The organism is Mesorhizobium sp. B3-1-8 (genome assembly GCF_006439495.1).
In the GTDB taxonomy this organism is placed as follows: Bacteria; Pseudomonadota; Alphaproteobacteria; order Rhizobiales; family Rhizobiaceae; genus Mesorhizobium.
Genome location: NZ_VFTK01000016.1, coordinates 19,494 through 37,770 on the forward strand (window position 1 = coordinate 19,494; position 18,277 = coordinate 37,770).

General features: G+C 64.2%; 18 protein-coding genes. 1 reads left to right on the plus strand and 17 read right to left on the minus strand.

Annotated elements, in window-relative coordinates:
- Positions 1-5: 5 nt before the first annotated feature.
- The 14 genes from FJ424_RS16300 to FJ424_RS16365 form a co-directional block, all read right to left on the minus strand.
- Positions 6-809, minus strand: coding sequence for a 3-methyl-2-oxobutanoate hydroxymethyltransferase (locus FJ424_RS16300; protein WP_140656835.1), 804 nt, complete (start codon positions 807-809; stop codon positions 6-8).
- Positions 810-838: 29 nt separating this feature from the next.
- On the minus strand, positions 839-1,153 hold the full coding sequence (locus tag FJ424_RS16305) for a MocE family 2Fe-2S type ferredoxin (RefSeq protein WP_140656834.1): 315 nt from the start codon (positions 1,151-1,153) through the stop codon (positions 839-841).
- Positions 1,154-1,197: 44 nt separating this feature from the next.
- Positions 1,198-2,283, minus strand: a complete 1,086-nt coding sequence (locus FJ424_RS16310) for a fatty acid desaturase family protein (RefSeq protein ID WP_140656870.1) — start codon at positions 2,281-2,283, stop codon at positions 1,198-1,200.
- Between the two features lie 67 nt (positions 2,284-2,350).
- On the minus strand, positions 2,351-3,532 hold the full coding sequence (locus FJ424_RS16315) for an aldose 1-epimerase family protein (RefSeq protein WP_140656831.1): 1,182 nt from the start codon (positions 3,530-3,532) through the stop codon (positions 2,351-2,353).
- Positions 3,533-3,536: 4 nt separating this feature from the next.
- Positions 3,537-4,313: an ATP-binding cassette domain-containing protein gene (locus FJ424_RS16320; RefSeq protein ID WP_140640041.1), complete on the minus strand. Its 777-nt coding sequence runs from the start codon at positions 4,311-4,313 to the stop codon at positions 3,537-3,539.
- A gap of 2 nt (positions 4,314-4,315) precedes the next feature.
- On the minus strand, positions 4,316-5,320 hold the full coding sequence (locus tag FJ424_RS16325; RefSeq protein ID WP_140656829.1) for an ABC transporter permease: 1,005 nt from the start codon (positions 5,318-5,320) through the stop codon (positions 4,316-4,318).
- A gap of 60 nt (positions 5,321-5,380) precedes the next feature.
- A complete protein-coding gene (locus tag FJ424_RS16330) occupies positions 5,381-6,325 on the minus strand; it encodes a substrate-binding domain-containing protein (protein ID WP_140656824.1) in 945 nt (314 codons plus the stop codon).
- A 61-nt stretch (positions 6,326-6,386) separates the two neighbouring features.
- Positions 6,387-7,301: a sugar phosphate isomerase/epimerase gene (locus tag FJ424_RS16335; protein WP_140656818.1), complete on the minus strand. Its 915-nt coding sequence runs from the start codon at positions 7,299-7,301 to the stop codon at positions 6,387-6,389.
- A gap of 60 nt (positions 7,302-7,361) precedes the next feature.
- Positions 7,362-8,450: a Gfo/Idh/MocA family oxidoreductase gene (locus FJ424_RS16340; protein ID WP_140656813.1), complete on the minus strand. Its 1,089-nt coding sequence runs from the start codon at positions 8,448-8,450 to the stop codon at positions 7,362-7,364.
- A gap of 35 nt (positions 8,451-8,485) precedes the next feature.
- On the minus strand, positions 8,486-9,547 hold the full coding sequence (locus tag FJ424_RS16345) for an ABC transporter ATP-binding protein (protein WP_140656809.1): 1,062 nt from the start codon (positions 9,545-9,547) through the stop codon (positions 8,486-8,488).
- A gap of 3 nt (positions 9,548-9,550) precedes the next feature.
- On the minus strand, positions 9,551-10,636 hold the full coding sequence (locus FJ424_RS16350) for an ABC transporter ATP-binding protein (protein ID WP_140656803.1): 1,086 nt from the start codon (positions 10,634-10,636) through the stop codon (positions 9,551-9,553).
- Positions 10,633-11,589 carry a sugar ABC transporter permease gene (locus FJ424_RS16355; RefSeq protein ID WP_140656797.1) on the minus strand — a complete coding sequence of 319 codons (957 nt, stop codon included), beginning with the start codon at positions 11,587-11,589 and terminating at the stop codon, positions 10,633-10,635. The genes FJ424_RS16350 and FJ424_RS16355 overlap by 4 nt, the downstream gene beginning before the upstream one ends.
- The gene (locus tag FJ424_RS16360) at positions 11,586-12,446 is read right to left on the minus strand and encodes a carbohydrate ABC transporter permease (RefSeq protein ID WP_140656793.1); all 861 of its coding nucleotides are present in this window, start codon (positions 12,444-12,446) and stop codon (positions 11,586-11,588) included. The genes FJ424_RS16355 and FJ424_RS16360 overlap by 4 nt, the downstream gene beginning before the upstream one ends.
- An 81-nt stretch (positions 12,447-12,527) precedes the next feature.
- The gene (locus FJ424_RS16365; protein ID WP_140656788.1) at positions 12,528-14,141 is read right to left on the minus strand and encodes an extracellular solute-binding protein; all 1,614 of its coding nucleotides are present in this window, start codon (positions 14,139-14,141) and stop codon (positions 12,528-12,530) included.
- 352 nt (positions 14,142-14,493) lie between these two features.
- Here FJ424_RS16365 and FJ424_RS16370 point away from each other — a divergent pair, with 352 nt between their 5' ends.
- Positions 14,494-15,522, plus strand: coding sequence for a LacI family DNA-binding transcriptional regulator (locus FJ424_RS16370; RefSeq protein ID WP_140656783.1), 1,029 nt, complete (start codon positions 14,494-14,496; stop codon positions 15,520-15,522).
- A gap of 33 nt (positions 15,523-15,555) precedes the next feature.
- Here the strand turns inward: FJ424_RS16370 and FJ424_RS16375 are convergent, their stop codons facing one another.
- From FJ424_RS16375 to FJ424_RS16385, 3 genes are read right to left on the minus strand one after another with little or no spacing between them, the layout of a single operon-like run.
- A complete protein-coding gene (locus FJ424_RS16375) occupies positions 15,556-16,620 on the minus strand; it encodes an ABC transporter ATP-binding protein (protein WP_140656778.1) in 1,065 nt (354 codons plus the stop codon).
- Positions 16,620-17,408, minus strand: coding sequence for an ABC transporter permease (locus tag FJ424_RS16380; protein ID WP_140656772.1), 789 nt, complete (start codon positions 17,406-17,408; stop codon positions 16,620-16,622). The genes FJ424_RS16375 and FJ424_RS16380 overlap by 1 nt, the downstream gene beginning before the upstream one ends.
- The gene (locus tag FJ424_RS16385) at positions 17,408-18,277 is read right to left on the minus strand and encodes an ABC transporter permease (protein WP_140656767.1); all 870 of its coding nucleotides are present in this window, start codon (positions 18,275-18,277) and stop codon (positions 17,408-17,410) included. Before FJ424_RS16385 ends, FJ424_RS16380 begins: the two co-directional genes overlap by 1 nt.

Below are 18,277 nucleotides of genomic sequence, written 5' to 3' on the forward strand. Positions count from 1 at the left end.
GCGGATCAGGACTTTGCGTCCACCTTCTTCATGAAGAGGGTGAGCTCGTCCGGGTCCATGTGCACGATATGCCTGTCTTCCGGATAGGCGCCGCTGTCGACGTCGGCGACATATTCCGAAAACGCCGCGATACGTTCCGCCTGCAGCCGATCGTATTCGGCGGCGAAGTTGCGGTAGACTTTCGAGTGGCGCGGCATGTGACCGCGATTGGTGCCGAGAATATCCTCGGCGAACAGATATTGCGCATCGCAGCCCGTACCCGCGCCCATCGACAGCATGATCAGCGAAGTGCGCTCGGAGATCGCTTTCGCCACCTCCACCGGCACCACTTCGATCTCGGCGCCGATGGCGCCGGCGGCCTCCAGCTGCTTCACCGCCTCGAACACCTGCATGGCCGTATCGGCGGTCTTGCCGACCGCCTTGAAGCCGCCGGTCCAGGTGGCGCGCGACGGGATCAGCCCGACATGACCAATGACCGGAATCGCATCGTCAGCCATGCGCTTGATCGTGGCGTAGCCGGCGCTGCAATAGACGGCGTCGGCGCCGGCTTTGTAGAGCCGGAACGACCAGCGCACGAAATCGTCGGTGGTGCCGATCTCGAAAAAATTGTCGCCCGGCATGGTGAAGAGGCTGGGCGCGGCATCGCGATATTGCGGATTGACCACCAGTTCCGGCGGCACCGAGACGATGTCTACCCCTGCCCGTTCGGCGGCCTCGGCTTCCTCCAGCGTCAGCACGCGTAGCATGGTAAGCTGCCGCTTGCCCTTCATGGCGCGCAGATCGGCAACGGTCGGTCTCTTTCGGCTCATCGGTACATCCTGTTTTTGTCTGACGGCTTTCAGCCGATATCGATCATCACCTTACCGGCCTCGACCTTGACCCGATAGGTCTTGAGGTCGACGCAGACCGGCGCGCCCTTGGCCTGGCCGGTCTTGTAGTTGAAGCGGCCATTGTGCTTGGGGCATTCGATGATGTCGTCCATCACCAGCCCGTCTGCCAGATGGGCCTTTTCATGGGTGCAGAACCCGTCGGTCGCGAAGAAATCATTATCCGGCGAGCGGTAGATCGCGAAGGTACGGCCGCCATCGTCGAAGCGGATCACATCCTCCTCGTCCACATCACCCACCGCGCATGCTTCGACCCACTCCGCCATCGACCCACTCCGCCATCGTCTTTCTCTGGATTGCTGCGCCACGCCTACTCGGCGGCCGCGGCCGTTATGTCGAGATCATGAAATTCGCCACGATAGGGCTTGGCCGTCGGCGGCAATTCGCGCTTGAGATAATAGTCCTCGTATTTCAGCTGCCTGAGCAGCACCGGCCAGACCTCGCGATAGGCGTGCCACATCGACGGGTTCGGCACCGGCAGATCGTGCTTGATCAGTTCATGCAGTTTCGGCAGCGCGTGATAGGGCACCATCGGAAACATGTGGTGCTCCACATGGTAGTTCATGTTCCAGTAGATGAACCGGCTGATCGGGTTCATATAGACGGTGCGCGTGTTGAGCCGATGGTCGGTGACGTTGTCGGCCAACCCGATATGCTGCAATAGACCGGTCGTCACCATGTGCCAGGTGCCGTAGAGGCGCGGCAGGCCGATCAGCACCAGCGGTATCCACGACTTAAGCGCGATCGCGGCAGCGATCGTCGCAACATAGACCGCCATATGCCAGCGCGCCGCGGTCACCGCCTTGTGCTGCTCTATCTCCGGGACGTAGCTCTTCTCGTCGTCCGACAATGTGCCGAAGGCCTGGCGCACCAGCGTCGGCAGCGAATAGCGGAAATCGAGGATGCCGGTGAAAGCGAGCGCCGCCTTGATGAGATCCGGCGGCCGCATCACCGCGATCTCGGCGTCACGGCCGACGATGATGGTGTCGGTGTGATGGCGCGCATGGCTCCAGCGCCACTGCACCGGATTGCGCATCAGCATGAACGAGGCGATGTGATAGACGACGTCGTTCATCCAGCGCGTGCGGAAGGCAGTGCCGTGGCCGCATTCGTGCCAGCGCGAGTCGCTCGAAGAGCCATAGAGCACGCCATAGACGAACAGGAACGGCACGACCCACCAGGTGCCCCAGAACCGGACGATGCCGGCGGCCGAGCCCAGGATCGCGGCGATCCAGATGATGGTGTCGCGGATCGCCGGCCCGTCGGAGCGCTGCATCAATTCCTTCATGGTCTTGCGCGCCACGTCGGTGTGATACCACTCGGCCGAGGCAAGTCCGGTCTCGATCGCCGTACGCGTGCTTTCGCCGACAAGGCTGTAGTCGCGCTTTTTCGCCATGGTCAAATCGGCCTCCAATCAAATCCGGTCCGCCGGCCGGAGGGCTTGCTATGGATATTTGTCGCGCTCATGTCCTGCCCGCCAGTCTTGGAAACTTGCCGGAGGGCTGAGGATAATCCTGCTCGGGCTGGCGGGCGATGGCAGCGATCCTGCGTTCAGCATCAGCAATCGCCTTCTTGCCGTCGAGGACGCGGAACACCGCGTCATAGGCGCGGGTCTCGTCGTGCTCCAGCCAGATCATCTCGCCACGCTCGCGCGCGGCAAGATTGCCGAGCACATGGTGCGTCGACGGCTCGATGCCAAGCGCATACTGTCCGGCCTGGAAATTCTGCCATTCATAACAACAAGGCAACTGGTCCTTGCGGGTGACGACCTCGAAGCCGAGGCCGAGGCGGTCATTGACGACAGCCACCGGCACCTCGCCCGTGGCGTCGTCGCCTAGCTCATGCTGCCAGACCTGCTCGCTGAAGCCGAGCTGTGGCTCAGGCATGGTGCGGTAGCCGACCTCCTGCGCTTCGTAGCGCTCGCCGGCATGCGCGGCCCAGACCACGTCGCGGATCGGCGCCAGGTAGCGCGAGCCTGCGTCGAGCAGCGGATGCCCGACATTGACGTGGTAGAAATACATATGCGGCGTGCGGTGGAAGCCGTGATTGACGACGCGGTCCGAGAGCCGGATCTCGTTGCCGCCGACATCGGCCTCGATGCGGCGGATGAGGTGCAGATCCTCACCGAACACGCTCGCCTGCTGGACGATGCCTTCGGCCCACAAAACGCAGCGGTCGCCGTTCCAGGCCTCGCCATAGCCCGTGAGCCGCGCCGGAATGGTGCCGATGCGCCCATGCAGCGAATGCGTCACGGTCTTGCGTCCAGGATAATTGTAGTTTTCGGCCGGCACCTCGTTGCGGCCGAGAATGTGGTCGAGGCCGCAGGTGACCAGCAGGCCGGAGAAGGACCGTCCCCAGGCAAAGCCGTCCTCGCCTTCATAATCGTGCAGGCCTGGGTTGCGAAACCCGCTCGGCGAATGCCAGCCGATCGCTTGGCCCTTGTACTCGCAATCGGCGATGTCGAGCGCGCGGTCGACCAACGCCGTGAAGCGCAGGCCCGAGCCGGTGCGGAACTCGAGCATGCGGATGCCGCGCTCGACGCCGTCGCCAAGCGTCATCAGCCGCACCCCGGCGAATTGCGACAGCATGCCGGAGCGTTCGGCGACCTGCCGGCGCGAAAGCGTTTGTCCGTAGAGCTTCACCATGCCGTCACTGCGCCCTTTTCATCAGGGCCGACAGGTCGGCGCCGGTTATCAGGCTTTCCACCGTCAAAAGATCGGTGTCGGCGACCGTCTGTTCGGCGACGATCTCGCCGCGGCGCATGACGATGATGCGGTCGGCGACCTCGAACACATGGTGGATGTTGTGGGTGATCAAGAGCACCGAATGCCCGGCCTCGCGCATCTCTTTGACGAAGCGCAGCACGCCATGCGTTTCCTCGACGCCGAGATTGTTGGTCGGCTCGTCGAGGATGATCACCTTGGCGGCGAACTGCATGGCGCGCGAGATCGCGATCGACTGCCGCTCGCCGCCGGAAAGCGTCGAGACCAACGCGTCGGCGTCGAGCTTCTTCGAGATGCCGACGCGCTTCAGCAGCGCTGAGGCAGCATTGCGCAGCTTGGCGAGGTCGAGCGGCGCGAAGACGCCCAGCCATTTGAGATTGACCGGCTCGCGGCCAAGGAACAGGTTGCGCGCGATGCTGAGGTCCGGCGCAAGCGATGTGTCCTGGTGGATGGTCTCGATGCCGAGGTCCATCGCCTCGCGCGTCGAGCGGATCGAGACCTTTTCGCCGCGCACATAGATGTCGCCGCGATCGATCGGGAAAACGCCCGAGATCGCCTTGATCAGCGTCGATTTGCCGGCGCCGTTGTCGCCAAGCAGCGCCACCACTTCGCCTTCCTTGAGCGTCAGCGAGGCATTCTTCAGCGCGCGCACGCTGCCGAAGGATTTTTGCAGATTCTGCAGCCGGAGCACTTCCTGCATCATCATCAGCTCCTTGCGGCGTTTTTCTGCAGCAGTGCGTGCAGGATGAGCATGGCGAGGATGATGACGCCGACGAAGATGTTGTAGGCGAGCCCGGGCACGCCGACGAGCACGATGCCGTTGCGGATCGCGCGCAGCATCAGCGCGCCGACGATGGTGCCGAGGATGGTGCCGCGACCGCCGGTCAGCGCCGTGCCGCCGACCACCACCATGGCGATCACTTCGAGCTCATAGCCGGTTCCCGCCACCGGCGAGGCCGCCGAAATGCGGAAGGCGCTGATCATGCCGGCGAGCCCGGCAAGCACCGAGGTCAGGACGAACAGCCAGATCTTGACCGCGTCGGCCGGCACGCCGCGCGCCACCGCCGCGTTGCGGTTGGAGCCGATGGCGCTGATCCAGTTGCCGAGCTTGGCGTAGCGCAGGATGTAGATCGCAAGCAGCGACAGGCCGACGAACCACCACAGCGAGGTGTAGAAGCGGAACGAACCAACATTGAAGCTGCCGGCGAGCAGCGTGACGAAAAACCCGGGCTGGTCCCATGACTTCAGCGGAAAGCCCTGCGTGATGTAGAGCGCCGCACCCCGCACGATCAAAAGCATCGACAGCGTCACCAGGAAGGACGAGATGCCGATCTTGGTGACGATCACGCCGTTGATCGCGCCGATGACGATGCACAGCAAAAGCCCGGCCAGCAGCGCCACGCCGATATCGACGCCGGCGTTCTGCACCAGCAGCATCACCACCACCGGCGCCAGGCCGAACACCGCGCCGACCGACAGGTCGAATTCGCCGGCAGTCAGAAGCAGCGTCATGCCGAGCGCGATGATGCCGAGCTCCGGCAGGAACGCCATCATGTTGGAGATGTTGAGCGGCGACAGGAAATTGCTGTCGGCGACGCCGAACACCACGAGAAGCATGATGAGAATGACGAACGACGAGAATTGCGGCGAGCGCATCAGCCTCGACCTGCTCCTTGCCCCTCGTGCGCCGTCTTCCGCGGTGACTGCCATGACCTGTTGAACCATGCTTGCTGCGTGGCGCCCGCCGCTCACGCGGCGGGCGCCAGTTCCTCACTTCTTGTCGTAGAGCTTCAGGATCGGCTCGACGCTGGAGGCGTCGTAGAGGCCGAAGGTGTGGATGTCGTAGCCGATCGGCTCGCCCGAAGCCGCAAGCCCGAGCAGCGCGACAGGCATGAAGCCTTGCGCCGAGGGATACTGCCAGGCGGCGGCGTTGACGAAGCCGTCCTTCACCGCCTGCGCCGTCTCCTTGGAATTGCCCCAGCCGACCACCGGGATCTTGCCGGCCGGAATGCCGGCGCCGTCGAACACCCGCTTGACGCTGGCTGCCACGGAATCGCCCAGCGCGATGATCGCCGGCGGATTGTTGGCGACCATGTAGTCGGTCATCTTGGCGATGATGCCGGCCGGATCGGTGCCGCAGTCGACCACGTCATACTTGATGCCAAGCGGATCAAAGACGCCGGCGATGCCTTCCGTCTCGAGCTGCTGGTAGCTGGCGCCCGGAACCTCGACCGGCAGGAACACCTTGTCGCCCTGCTTCACCATTTTGTGGTCGACGAGATATTTCGCCCAGATGGCGCCGGCTTCCTTGAGGTCGGCGCCGACATAGGCCTGGCGACCGGTCGCCGGGTCGTCCGTGTTGAAGAACACGATCGGTATGCCGGCAGCCTTGGCGGCCTTCACTTCCTCGGTCCACAGTCCGGGCTGCGCTGACGTCGTGGCGATGCCGTCCGGCTTGGCGGCCAGCGCCGAGTTGAAAGCCTCTTTCTGGGCCGCCATGTCGCCGCCGCTGAAAGAGATCTTGCAGGTCACCTTGAGCTGGTCGCAGGCCTTGGTCGCGCCGGCGTTCCAGTCGATCCAGAACGCGTCGGACGGGCCGCCATGTGACAAAAGATAGAACGTCTTCTGGCCGTCAGCAGCCTGCGCCGCCGAGCCGAACGCGACGCTGGCGAACACGGCCGCCGCGGCCGCCAGCTTCAATCCAAACTTCAACATCTCGTTTCCTCCTATCTTGCAAATGCAGGGGCCGCTCCGGAATGGGCGCCGCCCTGCGATCTCACAGACCGCTGGCGCGCAGCTTCCCGTCGAGGAATTTCTTGGCGCGCGGCACGTCGTCTTCCGACAGATGCTCGATGATCATCGGGATGTTCGGATGCTTTTCGGCGAGCCGCTGAAGATAGAGGTCGTAGTTCAGCGAGCCGAGGCCCGGCGCCGGCAGTTCGATTTCGCCGACACCGCGGAAGGTGTGGCTTTCCATCGCGTCGGCGTCGCCGATATCGGCATGCTTCTCGGACTTGTCGTCGCCCGAGCGCTTCACATCCTTGGCGTGGGCTATTCTGATCTTGTCGGTCAGCGTGTCGAAGACCTGGTTGAGGATCTGGTCCATCCGGTCGATGTTGTGGGTCTCGAAATAGTTGGTCGGGTCCATCAGCAGGCCAAGGCCGGGATGGTCGACCTGCGCGAACATCTTCACCGTCTCCTCGACCGAGCCGACGACATTGTTGACATAGGTTTCGAGCAGGAACACCGCGCCGTGGTCGTAAGCCGTCTGTGCAAGGTCGGCGATCACCTTGCGGCATTCCTCGAACCCTTCCTCGGTCTTGTTCTTCGGATGATGCACCCAGTCGGACTCGGTGTTGTAGGTGCCGGTCTCCGAGATCACGTAAGGCGAGCCGAAATGGCGCGCATTGCGGATGATCTCCTTGAGATAGCCGACGCGCTTCTCGCGCTCCGCCTTGTCCGGGTGGATGATGTTCGTATAGCCCGACACGCAGCAGACCGGCAGGTTATGGTCGCGGAAGGTGTCGCGCACCTTCTTCGCCTTGTCCCTGGTGATCTGGCCGGCCGACAGGTCGACATCCTTGAAATGCAGATCGAGCTGCACCGTGTTGAAACCGAGGCCGCGGATCTTTTGCGCCGTCTCTTCGAGGCCATACGGGAAATAACCCGTGAAAATGCCTGCCTGCATCATGATGTGAATTCCTCCCTGTAAGCGATTCAGTTGCCAGTAATTTCAGTTGATTGGGTTGATTCAGTTTGTCGGGATTTCGGAGAGCTTGACCGTGCGGCCCGAGGCCATCGAGCGGTAGCCTGCCTCGACCAGCGCCATGGTCTTGACGTTGTCGGCGACGGAGAGCGCCGGCGGCGTGCTGGTCTTCACCGCGTGCTGCAACTGCTCCATGACGCCGATGAAGGCGTGCGGGAACCACATCGTTTCCCAGCTCGGGCTCACCCATTCGCCGCCGGTCGTCTCGGCCGAAGCGTAGGTCAGCGTCGAGGCGGCACCGGTCGGCCAGCCGATCGTGCCCTTGGCGACGCCCTTGGTGCCGTCGACACGCCAGTTGATATGTTGGTCGTCCTTGTAGCCGTCCTGGCGCGGGCCGGACCACACGTCCTCGAGCGACACGGCAAGCACACCCGACGGAAAGCGCAGCGTCGATACGGTGATGCCGTCGGAGTGGTCGAACTGAGTACGCGGGTCCTTGCGCGTCAGCGTGGTGATCTCGTCCGGGTCGCCGAACAGGAAGCGCAGCACGTCGAGGTGGTGCACGCTCATATTGGCGAGCGTCAGCCGGTCGTAGCCCTGAAGGAAAGTCTGCCAATGCGGGATCGCGTGCATGTCGATCTGCGCGAAGACGATGTCGCCGAGCGCGCCGCTGTCGATGATCTGCTTCAACACGCGCATCGACTGGTCGTAGCGCATGTTCTGGTTGACCGAGAGGACCTTGCCGGCCTTCGCCGCCTCGTCGCGCAGTTTGACGGCTTCCTCGACCGACAGCGCCAGGGGCTTCTGCGCCAGGATCGCCTTGATATGCTTCTGCTTCAACGCGTGCCGGATCAGCGCCGGCTGCTGGTCTGGCGGAAAGGCCAGGTCGATGATGTCGACGTTGGTATCCTCGATCAGCTTTTCCGGCGTGTCGTGAACGGTCGGAATGTCCCAGCGGGTGGCGACCTTCTCAGCATTCGCCTTGGTGCGCGAGGCGATCGCCACCACCGGAAAGCCGGCTTCCTTGTAAGCCGCCAGATGGCACTCGGCCATGATCATGCCGGCGCCGACGCAGCCGATTTTGTAATCCCTGGTGCGAACCTTGACGTCCGGCTCGAAGCCTTTGCCTGCCATCTCTTCCTCCCGAAATTCTTTCCTCGCGGCCGTCGTCACAGCGCGCCTCCATCCTGGCCGAAATAATGCACGCGACCCGGCTCGCAGGATATCGTCACCATCGCGTCCGGCCTGATATCGGGCTGGCCGCGCAGCAGTGCCCTAAGCCGCGCTTGCCCTGCCGCGAGCGTCACCACGGTGTAGCCGCCGAGCGGCTCGACCTCGAACACCCGCGCCGGGCGGCCTTCCACTGTCCCGTTGTCCGTCCAGGGCCGGACCTTGAGGTCTTCCGGCCTGAGTCCGATCTCGATCGCCTCGGCCGGCGCCTTGGCACCGGTGATGCGTATTGTCCCTTCAGCAGCCTCGATCCCACCCACGCCGTGCACCGACGGCAGGATGTTCATCATCGGCGAGCCGAGCATGCGCGCCACATAGGCGCTTGCCGGCCGATCGTAGATCTCGGCCGGCGCGCCGATCTGCCGGATCCGGCCATTCTCCAGGATCGCCATGCGGTCGGCGACCGACATCGCCTCCTCCTGGTCGTGCGTGACATAGATCAGCGTCTTGCCGAGCTCCCGCTGGATGCGCTTCAGCTCGACGCGCGTCTCCTCGCGCAACCTGGCATCGAGCGCCGAGATCGGATCGTCCATCAGATAGGCCGCCGGGTCGCGCACCAGGGCCCGCGCGATCGCCACGCGCTGCCGCTCGCCGCCGGAAAGCTGCGCCGGCGGCTTGTGCAGGATGTGGCCGATGTGCAGCTTGGCGGCGACGTCGGCCAGCCGCTTCTCGATCTCGGCCTCGGCCACCTTCCGCTCGACCAGCGGGAAGCGGACATTGTCGCGCGCGCTCATATGCGGAAACAGCGCCAGGTTCTGGAACACCATGGCGACGTTGCGCTCGGCCGGCGAGACGCTGTTGACCGGCTTGCCGCCGATCAGGATCTCGCCCTGATCCGGCGCTTCCAATCCCAGCACCAGGCGCAGGATCGTCGACTTGCCGGACAGCGGCGGCCCGAAGAAGCAGAAGAACTCGTTGTCGTTGACGGTGAACGAGGCGTCGTCGACGGCAAGCGTGTTGCCGTAGCGCTTCGTGACATTGCGAAAGATGATGTCGGCCATGTCTCAGCCCGCCTTCACTGCGAGGCCGCTGGCGGCGTCGAAGACGCGCACCGACGAGGCCGGCGGCGCGACGACCGCCGTCTGCCCGACCGACAGCCCGACATCGTTCTCGAACACCGCCTTCACCGCGCTCTCGCCTTCGCCGAGATGGACGATGGTGCGCGCGCCGATCCGCTCGACGAAGCTTACCGGCATCGACAGCCCGCGCTCTGCAAGCGCCACCTGCTCGGGCCGGAAACCGTAGAGCACGTCGCCGCGCGCCGCTCTCGCAGCTGAAGCCAGTTCATCCGGCAAGGGCGGCGTGACGCCGAGGGGTCCGAGATCGATCACCAGTCCGCGATCGCTTTCCGCCGGCCTGCCTTTCAGCAGGTTCATGCCGGGCGCGCCGATGAAGCGCGCGACGAAGACGTTGGCCGGATTGTTGTAGACCTCGAGCGGCGTGCCGACCTGCTGCAGCACGCCATGATCCATCACCGCGATGCGGTCCGCCATGGTCATGGCTTCGAGCTGGTCATGCGTGACATAGACCATGGTCTGCCTGAACTGGCGCTGCAGCTGCTTGAGCTCGGTGCGCATCACCGCGCGGAAGGCGGCGTCGACATTGGACAGCGGCTCGTCGAGCAGGAAGATCGCCGGCTCCATGATCGCGGAGCGGCCGATCGCCACGCGCTGCAGGATGTTGACTGACAGCCGGTCCGCCTTGCGGTCGAGCAGCGGCGAAAGCTGCAGCATCTCGGCGATGGCGCCGACGCGGCGATCGATCTCGGCTTTGGCGGCGCCGCGCATCCTCGGCCCGTAGGCGAGGTTCTGCCGAACCGTCATATGGGTGAAGATGGCGTAGTTCTGGAAGACGAAGCCGACGCCGCGCCGCCCCATCGGCACGCCGACCATGTCGCGCTCGCCGAACAGGATCTTGCCGCTGGTCGGTTCCTCCATGCCGGCGATCATGTTCATCGTCGTCGACTTGCCGCAGCCGGACGGCCCGAGCAGCGCCATGAACTCGCCGTCGGCGATTTCGAGGTCCATCGTCTTCAGCGCGGTGAAGTCGCCGAATGTCTTGACCAGGTTCTTGAGGTGGATGGCGCTCATGCCGGCACCTCCCGCGCCTTCTCCATGCGCTTCATGGCGTAGACCGCGACGATCGAAAGCACGATCAGGATGGCCAGCGCGATCGCCGCCACATAGCCCCAGATCAGGTCCTGCGTGGTGACCTTGTAGATGTAGACCGAGATCGTCTCGGTGGCCACGCCGGGACCGCCGCCGGTCATGATGTAGAGCGTGTCGAATATCTTGAAATTCTCGATCACCCTTATCGCCAGCGCGATGATGATGATCGTCTTCATCTTCGGCAGCACGATGGTGATGAAGCGCTGCCAGGCATTGGCGCCGAGCAGGGTCGCCGCCTTCATCTGGTCTTCCGGCACGCCGACCAGGCCGGCGAGCAGGATGAGGAACATCAGCGGCGTCCACTGCCAGATGTCGGCGATCATGACCGCGATCAACGCGAGGTTCGGATCGGACAGCCAGGCAATCGTCACCGGCGTGCCGACGATCCGCGACAGGATGTCGTTCACCGGGCCGCCCGACTGGAACAGCATGAAGAACATGTAGCCGGCAACCGCGGGCACGACCATCATCGGCATCAGCAGGATCGAATAGAAGATGCGCTTGCCGGGAAACTCGTCGGCGAACAGCGTCGCCAGAGCCAGGCCCAGCAGGAACTCCGCCGGCACGCAGACCAGCATGACGATCGCCGTGCGCTGCAGCGCGCTCCAGAAGCGGGTATCGGCCGCGAGATCGGTGTAGTTGGCGAAACTGTTCCACATCTCCCAGGCGTTCCACCAGCCGGCGCCCGAAAGCGGCGACCAGTCGGTGACGCTGATGTAAAGCTGCATCAGCAGCGGAAAGGCCGAGATGAACAGCACCAGGATCTGCGCCGGCAAGGTCAGTCGGAAGCCCAGCCTCGCGCCCTCGTCAGGCGTGGCGGGCTTTGTCCGCACGCCCATCTCGTCCTCCGAAATCGTCGCCGTCACCGCGCTCATTGCTTGAGCGCTCCGAAGGTCAGCCCGCGCACCAGGTGGCGCTGGATGGCGATGCCCATGATGACCGGCGGCACCGCCGCGATCAGGCCGAGCGCGGCCTTGGCGCCGTAGAGCTGTCCGGTCATCGAGGACGACAGCGACGCCATGTAGACGGGGATCGTCACCCATTCGCGCGTGGTGAGCAGCAGCGCGATGAGATAATCCGACCAGTTGAGGATGAACACGAAGAGCGCGGCACTCGCCAGCGGCGCGCGCATCATCGGCAGCGTGATGCGGGTGAAGACGCGCAGCCGCGAGCAGCCCTCGACAAGTGCTGCCTCCTCGATCTCGCGCGGCATGTCGTCGAAGAAGGTCTTCATCAGCCAGAAGGCGAAGGGCAGCGTGACGATGCCGTAGATAAGCGCCAGCCCCCACCATGTGTCGTTGAGATTGAGGAATGCCCACATGATCATCACCGGGATCATGACGGCCATCGGCGGAAATAGCCTCAGCTGGATCAGCGCCAGCGGCAGGTTCTGGCCGGAGCCGAAGCGCGACAGGCCGTAGGCCGCGGCGGTGCCGGCCGACATGGCGATCACGGTCCCGAACACCGCCGACAAGAGCGACGACAGGATCGGCTTCAGCGCCGTGTGGTCGAGCGCGACGATCAGATCGTTGTCGGATTCGCCGAACACGAAGCGGAAATTGCTGAGCGTGGGTTGCTTCGGCCACCAAGTGAGGTCGGCGCCGGTCGCCGACCACTCGCCGATCGGCTTGAAGGCCATCGACACCATCCACAGGATCGGCACCAGCGTCACCGCCATCGCCGCGAAGATCGCGGCGTAGCGGAATATCTCGAAGGGAACGGAACGCTTCATCTGGCTGCTTTGCTGGTGGCGTTGCTGGCGAAGGGGAGGAGCAGTCGCCCCTCCCCTCCTTTTCTGATCCAGGGAGACGGATCAGCTGATCGGATCGAGAACGGTGGGCCATGCCTCCTTGTTGGTCTTGATGGCTTCGAGAAGCTTGTCCTCGCCGATGCGGCGCGCGATCTTCTTCCATTCGCGTTCGGTATCGGCCATCGCCTGCTCCGGCGTCTTGGCCTTGGTCAGCGAGGCCATCAGGTTCTCGTCGAGCGCATTGTGGAAGGCGGTGGCGCCGGGATAGTTGATGGTCGGCACCGTGCGCGCCACCGTCTCGCGAACGACGTCCATGTGGTAGGCGTGATAGGTCTGGCGGACCAGCGGATCGGCGAAATCCGAGAGCCGGAACGGATCGAGATAGCCGCCGGGATTGGCGCTCATCCAGGCATAGATGCGGGCCGAGCCCAGCCACTGCAGCAGAAGGTAAGCAGCCTCCGGATTCTTCGACTGCGACGACACCATGCCGGTCAGCGAGAACCACAGAACAGAGCGGCTGATCAGCTTGCCGTCGATCTCGCGTCCCGGCGGCAGCATCGAGCCGATCTTGCCGGTGACGGCGGAATCCTTGTTGCCGGCATTGTCGAGGAATTTAGGCAGGTTGGAGAAGGCGCAGGTCATCGCCGCACCGCCCTTGGCGAAATTGCCATACTGCTCCGGCCAGCCCCACGAGATCGCGTCCGGCGAATGATGCGCCAGCGAATCCACATATTCCTTGGTGGCGGCGATGCCTTGCTCGGAATTGATCAGCGGCTTGCCGTCGTCGCCGAACAGGAACTGGTTGGGCGAGGCCATCGAGACATAGCGCTGGTACCAGTTGGTGTAGCCCCAGCCCTGGTTGCGCAGGTCGGTGGAGCCGAACAGGCCCTTGTCCGGCCGCTGGAAGAAGGCCGCGACATCGCTGTGCTGCTTCCAGGTCTTCGGCGGCGCAAGGTCGTAGCCGTACTTGTCCTTGAACGCCTTCTGCTCCGCGGCCTCGCCGAACAGGTCGGCGCGGTAGACCCATGTCTGGAAGTCGCCGTCCAGCGACACGCCGTAGGTCGAGCCGCGATACTGGTTGAGCAGCGACACGCCCTTGGCGCCGTTGACGTAACCCTGCTTCGGGTCGTCCCACTCCGGCTTGTGCTTGGCGACGAAGTCGTCGAGCTTGGCGATGCCGCCGGTTTCGGCGAGATCGCCGAGGCGGTTCCATTCGGTCGAATAGATGTCGTAGGCCCCACCCTTGGTGGAGATGTCCTGCATCGTCTTGGTGAATTCCTGGCCGTTCGGCAGGCCGACGATCTCGATCTGGATGCCGGTTTCCTTCTCCCACAGGTCCTTGATCGACGGCGCGCCGGCGGGGAACGGCTTGGTCAGCTGGCCGATCGAGCCGTCGGAGAGGCCAAGCACGATCTTCGCCGGCGCCTTGCCGGCCGCCTTCAGGGCCTTGGCAGCCTCGACCGCACGCCCTTCCGGCGTGTCGGGTCCGTACTGGTAGCGTTCGGCGCCGTCGAAGCCGGTCGGCCCGCCGATCATGCCGGGCGCCAGCGCATCCGCCGCGAAGGCGCGGCCGGGACGAATGAACTGCGGTGCGATACCAGTCGCGGCGACAAACACCGCCGCCTTTCCTCCGGACGCCAGCAGGCGGCGCCGCGACATGCGGATCAAATGAGACATCGAATTCCTCCCTCGGGGCCTGTTCCTCCATGGCCCACGTGAGGGATATTGACGACAGCGCGTGAAGCCTGTCAACATCATAAATACTCAAAACACGTCATAAGATCGCAAATGAGGGAGAAAATGCAGTCCGCCGAACCCGTCACGTCGCACCCATTGCTTGGATTTGAGGGGCTTTCGCCTCAATCCGACCGCCTTGGCCGGACCTTCGCCGCCTTATGTAGCGCGCCGGCTTGCGCGCAAGCCAAGGGCGGTTACATCATTTCACATCAGAATCGCGGTCGCCGCCGAGGCGTTTTCCGGAACTGAGTGGAAGCTGCGTGATTTTGATGCTTGCGATGAGGTGCTCGACGTGCGGTCAACCCTGACAGACATAGCCCGGGAAGCCGGCGTTTCTCCGGCCACGGTCGACCGCGTGCTCAACAACCGGCCAGGCGTGCGCGCCCGCACGCGCGAGATCGTCATCGAGATGGCGCAGCGCCTTGGCTATATCGCCGAGACGCCGAACGGCGTGCCGCAGCGAACCGCGCCGGGACAGACGATCAGGCTCGACTTCGCGCTGCCCGCCGGCACCAACTCCTTCATCAAGCTGCTGCACCGGCACATCGAGGCGCAGGCGCTGACGCGGCCCGATCTCGACGTCCGCGTGACGACCATCGAAGGCTTCAACCCCGACCGGCTCGCCCGCCTGCTGCAGGACCTGCATGGCCAGACGCAAGGCGTCGGCGTCATCGCGCTCGACCATCCGACGGTGCGCGAGGCGATCCGCTCGCTGTCGGCCAGCGACATCAAGGTCGTCACCATCGCCTCCGACATCCTGCATGTGCCGCGGGTCGCCTATATCGGCATCGACAATCGCGCCGCCGGACGATTGGCCGGCTATCTTCTCAACCGCTTCATGGGCGCCGGACGTCCGGGCAAGGTGGCGCTGTTCGCAGGCTCGCTCGCCTATCGCGGCCATGAGGAACGCGAGATGGGTTTCCACCATATCCTCGCCGAAGAGTCCCCCAACCTCGAGATCGTCGAGATGCGTGAAATGCTCGACGACCGCGAAAAGGCCTATTCGGAAGCCTCCGCTTTGCTCGAGCGCCACCCCGACCTCGCCGCGATCTACAATGTCGGCGCCGGCAACACCGGCATCGCCCGCGCGCTGAAGGAACGCGGACGCGCCAAAGAGATCATCTTCCTCGGCCATGAGGTGACGGACGGCACCAAGGAACTCCTGCTCGACGGCACGCTCGACGCGGTGATCGACCAGAACCCGCGCGTCGAGGCCAGGGAGGCGCTCAACATCCTGGCCCACTCGGTCAGGAGGTTGCCCTACGAGCTCCACCAGCCGCGGCTGCAGGTGATCTTCCGCGAGAGCATCCCGGAGATTTGAGCGATCTCAGCCCGGCTGCGAGGATCGGCAGTCTCAGGCCGCGATAAGCACCGTGCTGTCCGGCGACCAGCTAAGAACTACGGGCTGACCTTCGGCAAGCCGCTCGGCGCCCGTGTTCTGGACGATCACTTTCAGCGTCTGGCCGTCGCGGTCGACGAAATAGGTGCTGTTGTTGCCGGCAAAGATGCGTTTCGAGACTTGTCCCTTGAGCGTGTTCGCGTTGCCTTCATCAGCCTTCCCCGCGCCGGTCGAAATCCGGATGCGTTCGGGCCGCACGGCACAGCTCGCCTTGGCCCCGGCCGGCACCGATGCGCCTGTCGATGCCGCGATCGTCGTGCCGTCCGGCAGCTTGATCCCGGAGCCGGTCGCATCGCCGCGAAAAATATTGGCGTCGCCGAGGAAGGTCGCGGCGAACTCGCTTTGCGGCCTGTCGTAGATCTCCTCCGGCGGCCCTTCCTGCACCAGCCTGCCGTCGCGCAGGATGCCGATGCGGTCGCTCATCGTCAGCGCCTCTTCCTGATCGTGCGTGACGAAGATGGTGGTGATGCCGATCTCGCGCTGGATGCGCTTCAGCTCGATCTGCATGTCAACGCGCAGCGCCTTGTCGAGCGCGCCGAGCGGCTCGTCGAGCAGGAGCACGCGCGGCTTGGTGACGATGGCCCGCGCCAGCGCCACGCGCTGGCGCTGGCCGCCAGAGAGCTGGTGCGGCTTGCGCGCGCCGAGCTTGCCGAGTTGCACGAGATCGAGCGCGCGCTGAACCTCCGAAGCGATCGTCGCCTTCGCCTCGCCGCGCACCGAGAGGCCGAAGGCGACATTGTCGGCGACACTCATATTCGGGAACAGCGCATAGTTCTGGAACACCATGCCGATGCGGCGTTTTTCGACCGGCACGCGCTCGACGCTTTCTCCGCCGATGGCGATGCGGCCGGCGTCCGGAAAGTCGAAGCCTGCGATCTGCCTGAGCAGCGTGGTCTTGCCGCTCCCCGATGGCCCGAGCAGCGCGTAGAAGCCGCCATCGGCGAAATCGATCGACACGTCGTCCAGCGCCTTGTGCGCGCCGAAACTGCGGGAGACGTTCGCGACCTGGACGCCAGCCATCATTTTTCTCCGCCGAATTTGAAGAAGCGCGCCGTGAGCAGCATCAGCGCCATCGACACCACGATGATGATCGTCGAGACCGCGTTGATCTCGGGCGTGAAGCCCTTCCGGATCGCGGCGTAGATTTCGACCGGCAGCGTCGTCTGGCCGGGCGTCGCCAGGAAATAGGAGACCACGAACTGGTCGAACGACACGGCAAAGGCGAACAGCCCGCCGGCGATCACGCCGGGCATGATCCAGGGCAAGGTCACGCGCATGGTCACCTGCCACTGGTTGGCGCCGAGCGAGCGCGCCGCCTCTTCCAGCTCAGGCGCGAAGGTCTGCAGCCGCGCGGAGACGACGACGATCACATAAGGCAGCGCCAGCGCGACATGGCCGAGCAGGATGGCGACAAGCCCACGACCGATGCCGATGCCGAAGAAGAAGATCAGCATCGCCGTGCCGGTGATCAGCCACGGAATGGCGATCGGCGGGAAGAGCAGTGCCTGCAGCACTTTCTTGCCGCGGAACTCGTAGCGATAGAGCGCCAACGAGGCCATCGAGCCCAGCACGGTCGAGATCAAAGTGGTGATGACGGCGATCTCGATGCTGTTCCAGGTCGCCGCGATCAGCTGGTCGTTCTGCCAGAGCGAGGCGTACCAGTCCGTCGTCCACTCGAACGGCAGCTGGTAGAAGGGCGAGGCGTTGAAGGACATCGCCGCCATGATGACGATCGGCAGGTAGAGGAAGCCGAGCAGAAGCACGATATAGAAGCGCCCGAGCCATTCGAGGATGCGTGTCGTCGCCATCAGCTGGCCCTCCGCAGGACCGGCGCCGCCAGCGCCAGGATGATCAGCACGACCGCGAGCAGGATGAAGGAGAGCGCGGCGCCCAAGGGCCAGTTGAACACGGCGACGAACTGGTCCTCGATGACGGTGCCGTAGAAGGTGCCGGTGCGGCCGCCGAGGATGCGCGGCTCCATGAAGGAGCCGACGACCGGTACGAAGATGAGCGCTGAGCCCGCGATCAGGCCCGGCATCGACAGCGGGATGATGACCCGCCACAGTACCTGCCGCCGCGAGGCGCCGAGCGAGCGGCCCGCCTCGATCAGCGAGTCGTCGATGGCCTGCAGGGTGAGGTAGCAGGTCAACACCATGTAGGGCACATAAGAGTGCACCAGGCCGATGATGACGGCCGGATAGGAATACATGAGATCGATGTTGATCTTGAACGGCAGCACCGCGTTGAGCGCCGTGTCGAGGATGCCGCCTTCGCGCAGCACCATGGCCCAGGAGAATATCCGCACTAGCCCGTTCGACCAGAACGGCAGGATGACGAGCAGAAAGATCGCCTCGCGGCTGCGCCCTTTGAGCACCTTGGCCAGCACATAGGCCGCCGGATAGCCGATGACGACGCACCACAGCGTCACTTCGAGGCCGAGCCGCAGCGATGAAAGCAGAAGCCGCGAATACAGGCTCTGAGAAAAAAAGGCGGCGTAGTTGCCGAGCGTGAACGACCATTCCTTTCCGGCCAGCGGCAGGTCGGTCATGAACGAGAAAAAGACCATGGCCGATAGCGGCAGGAAGATCGCCACCGTCAGCCACAGATAGGCGGGAAGGAGAAGCGGCAGCGCCGGCTTCAGTCCGCGGCGCGAACCGATCGCAAGCTGGTCAGCCAT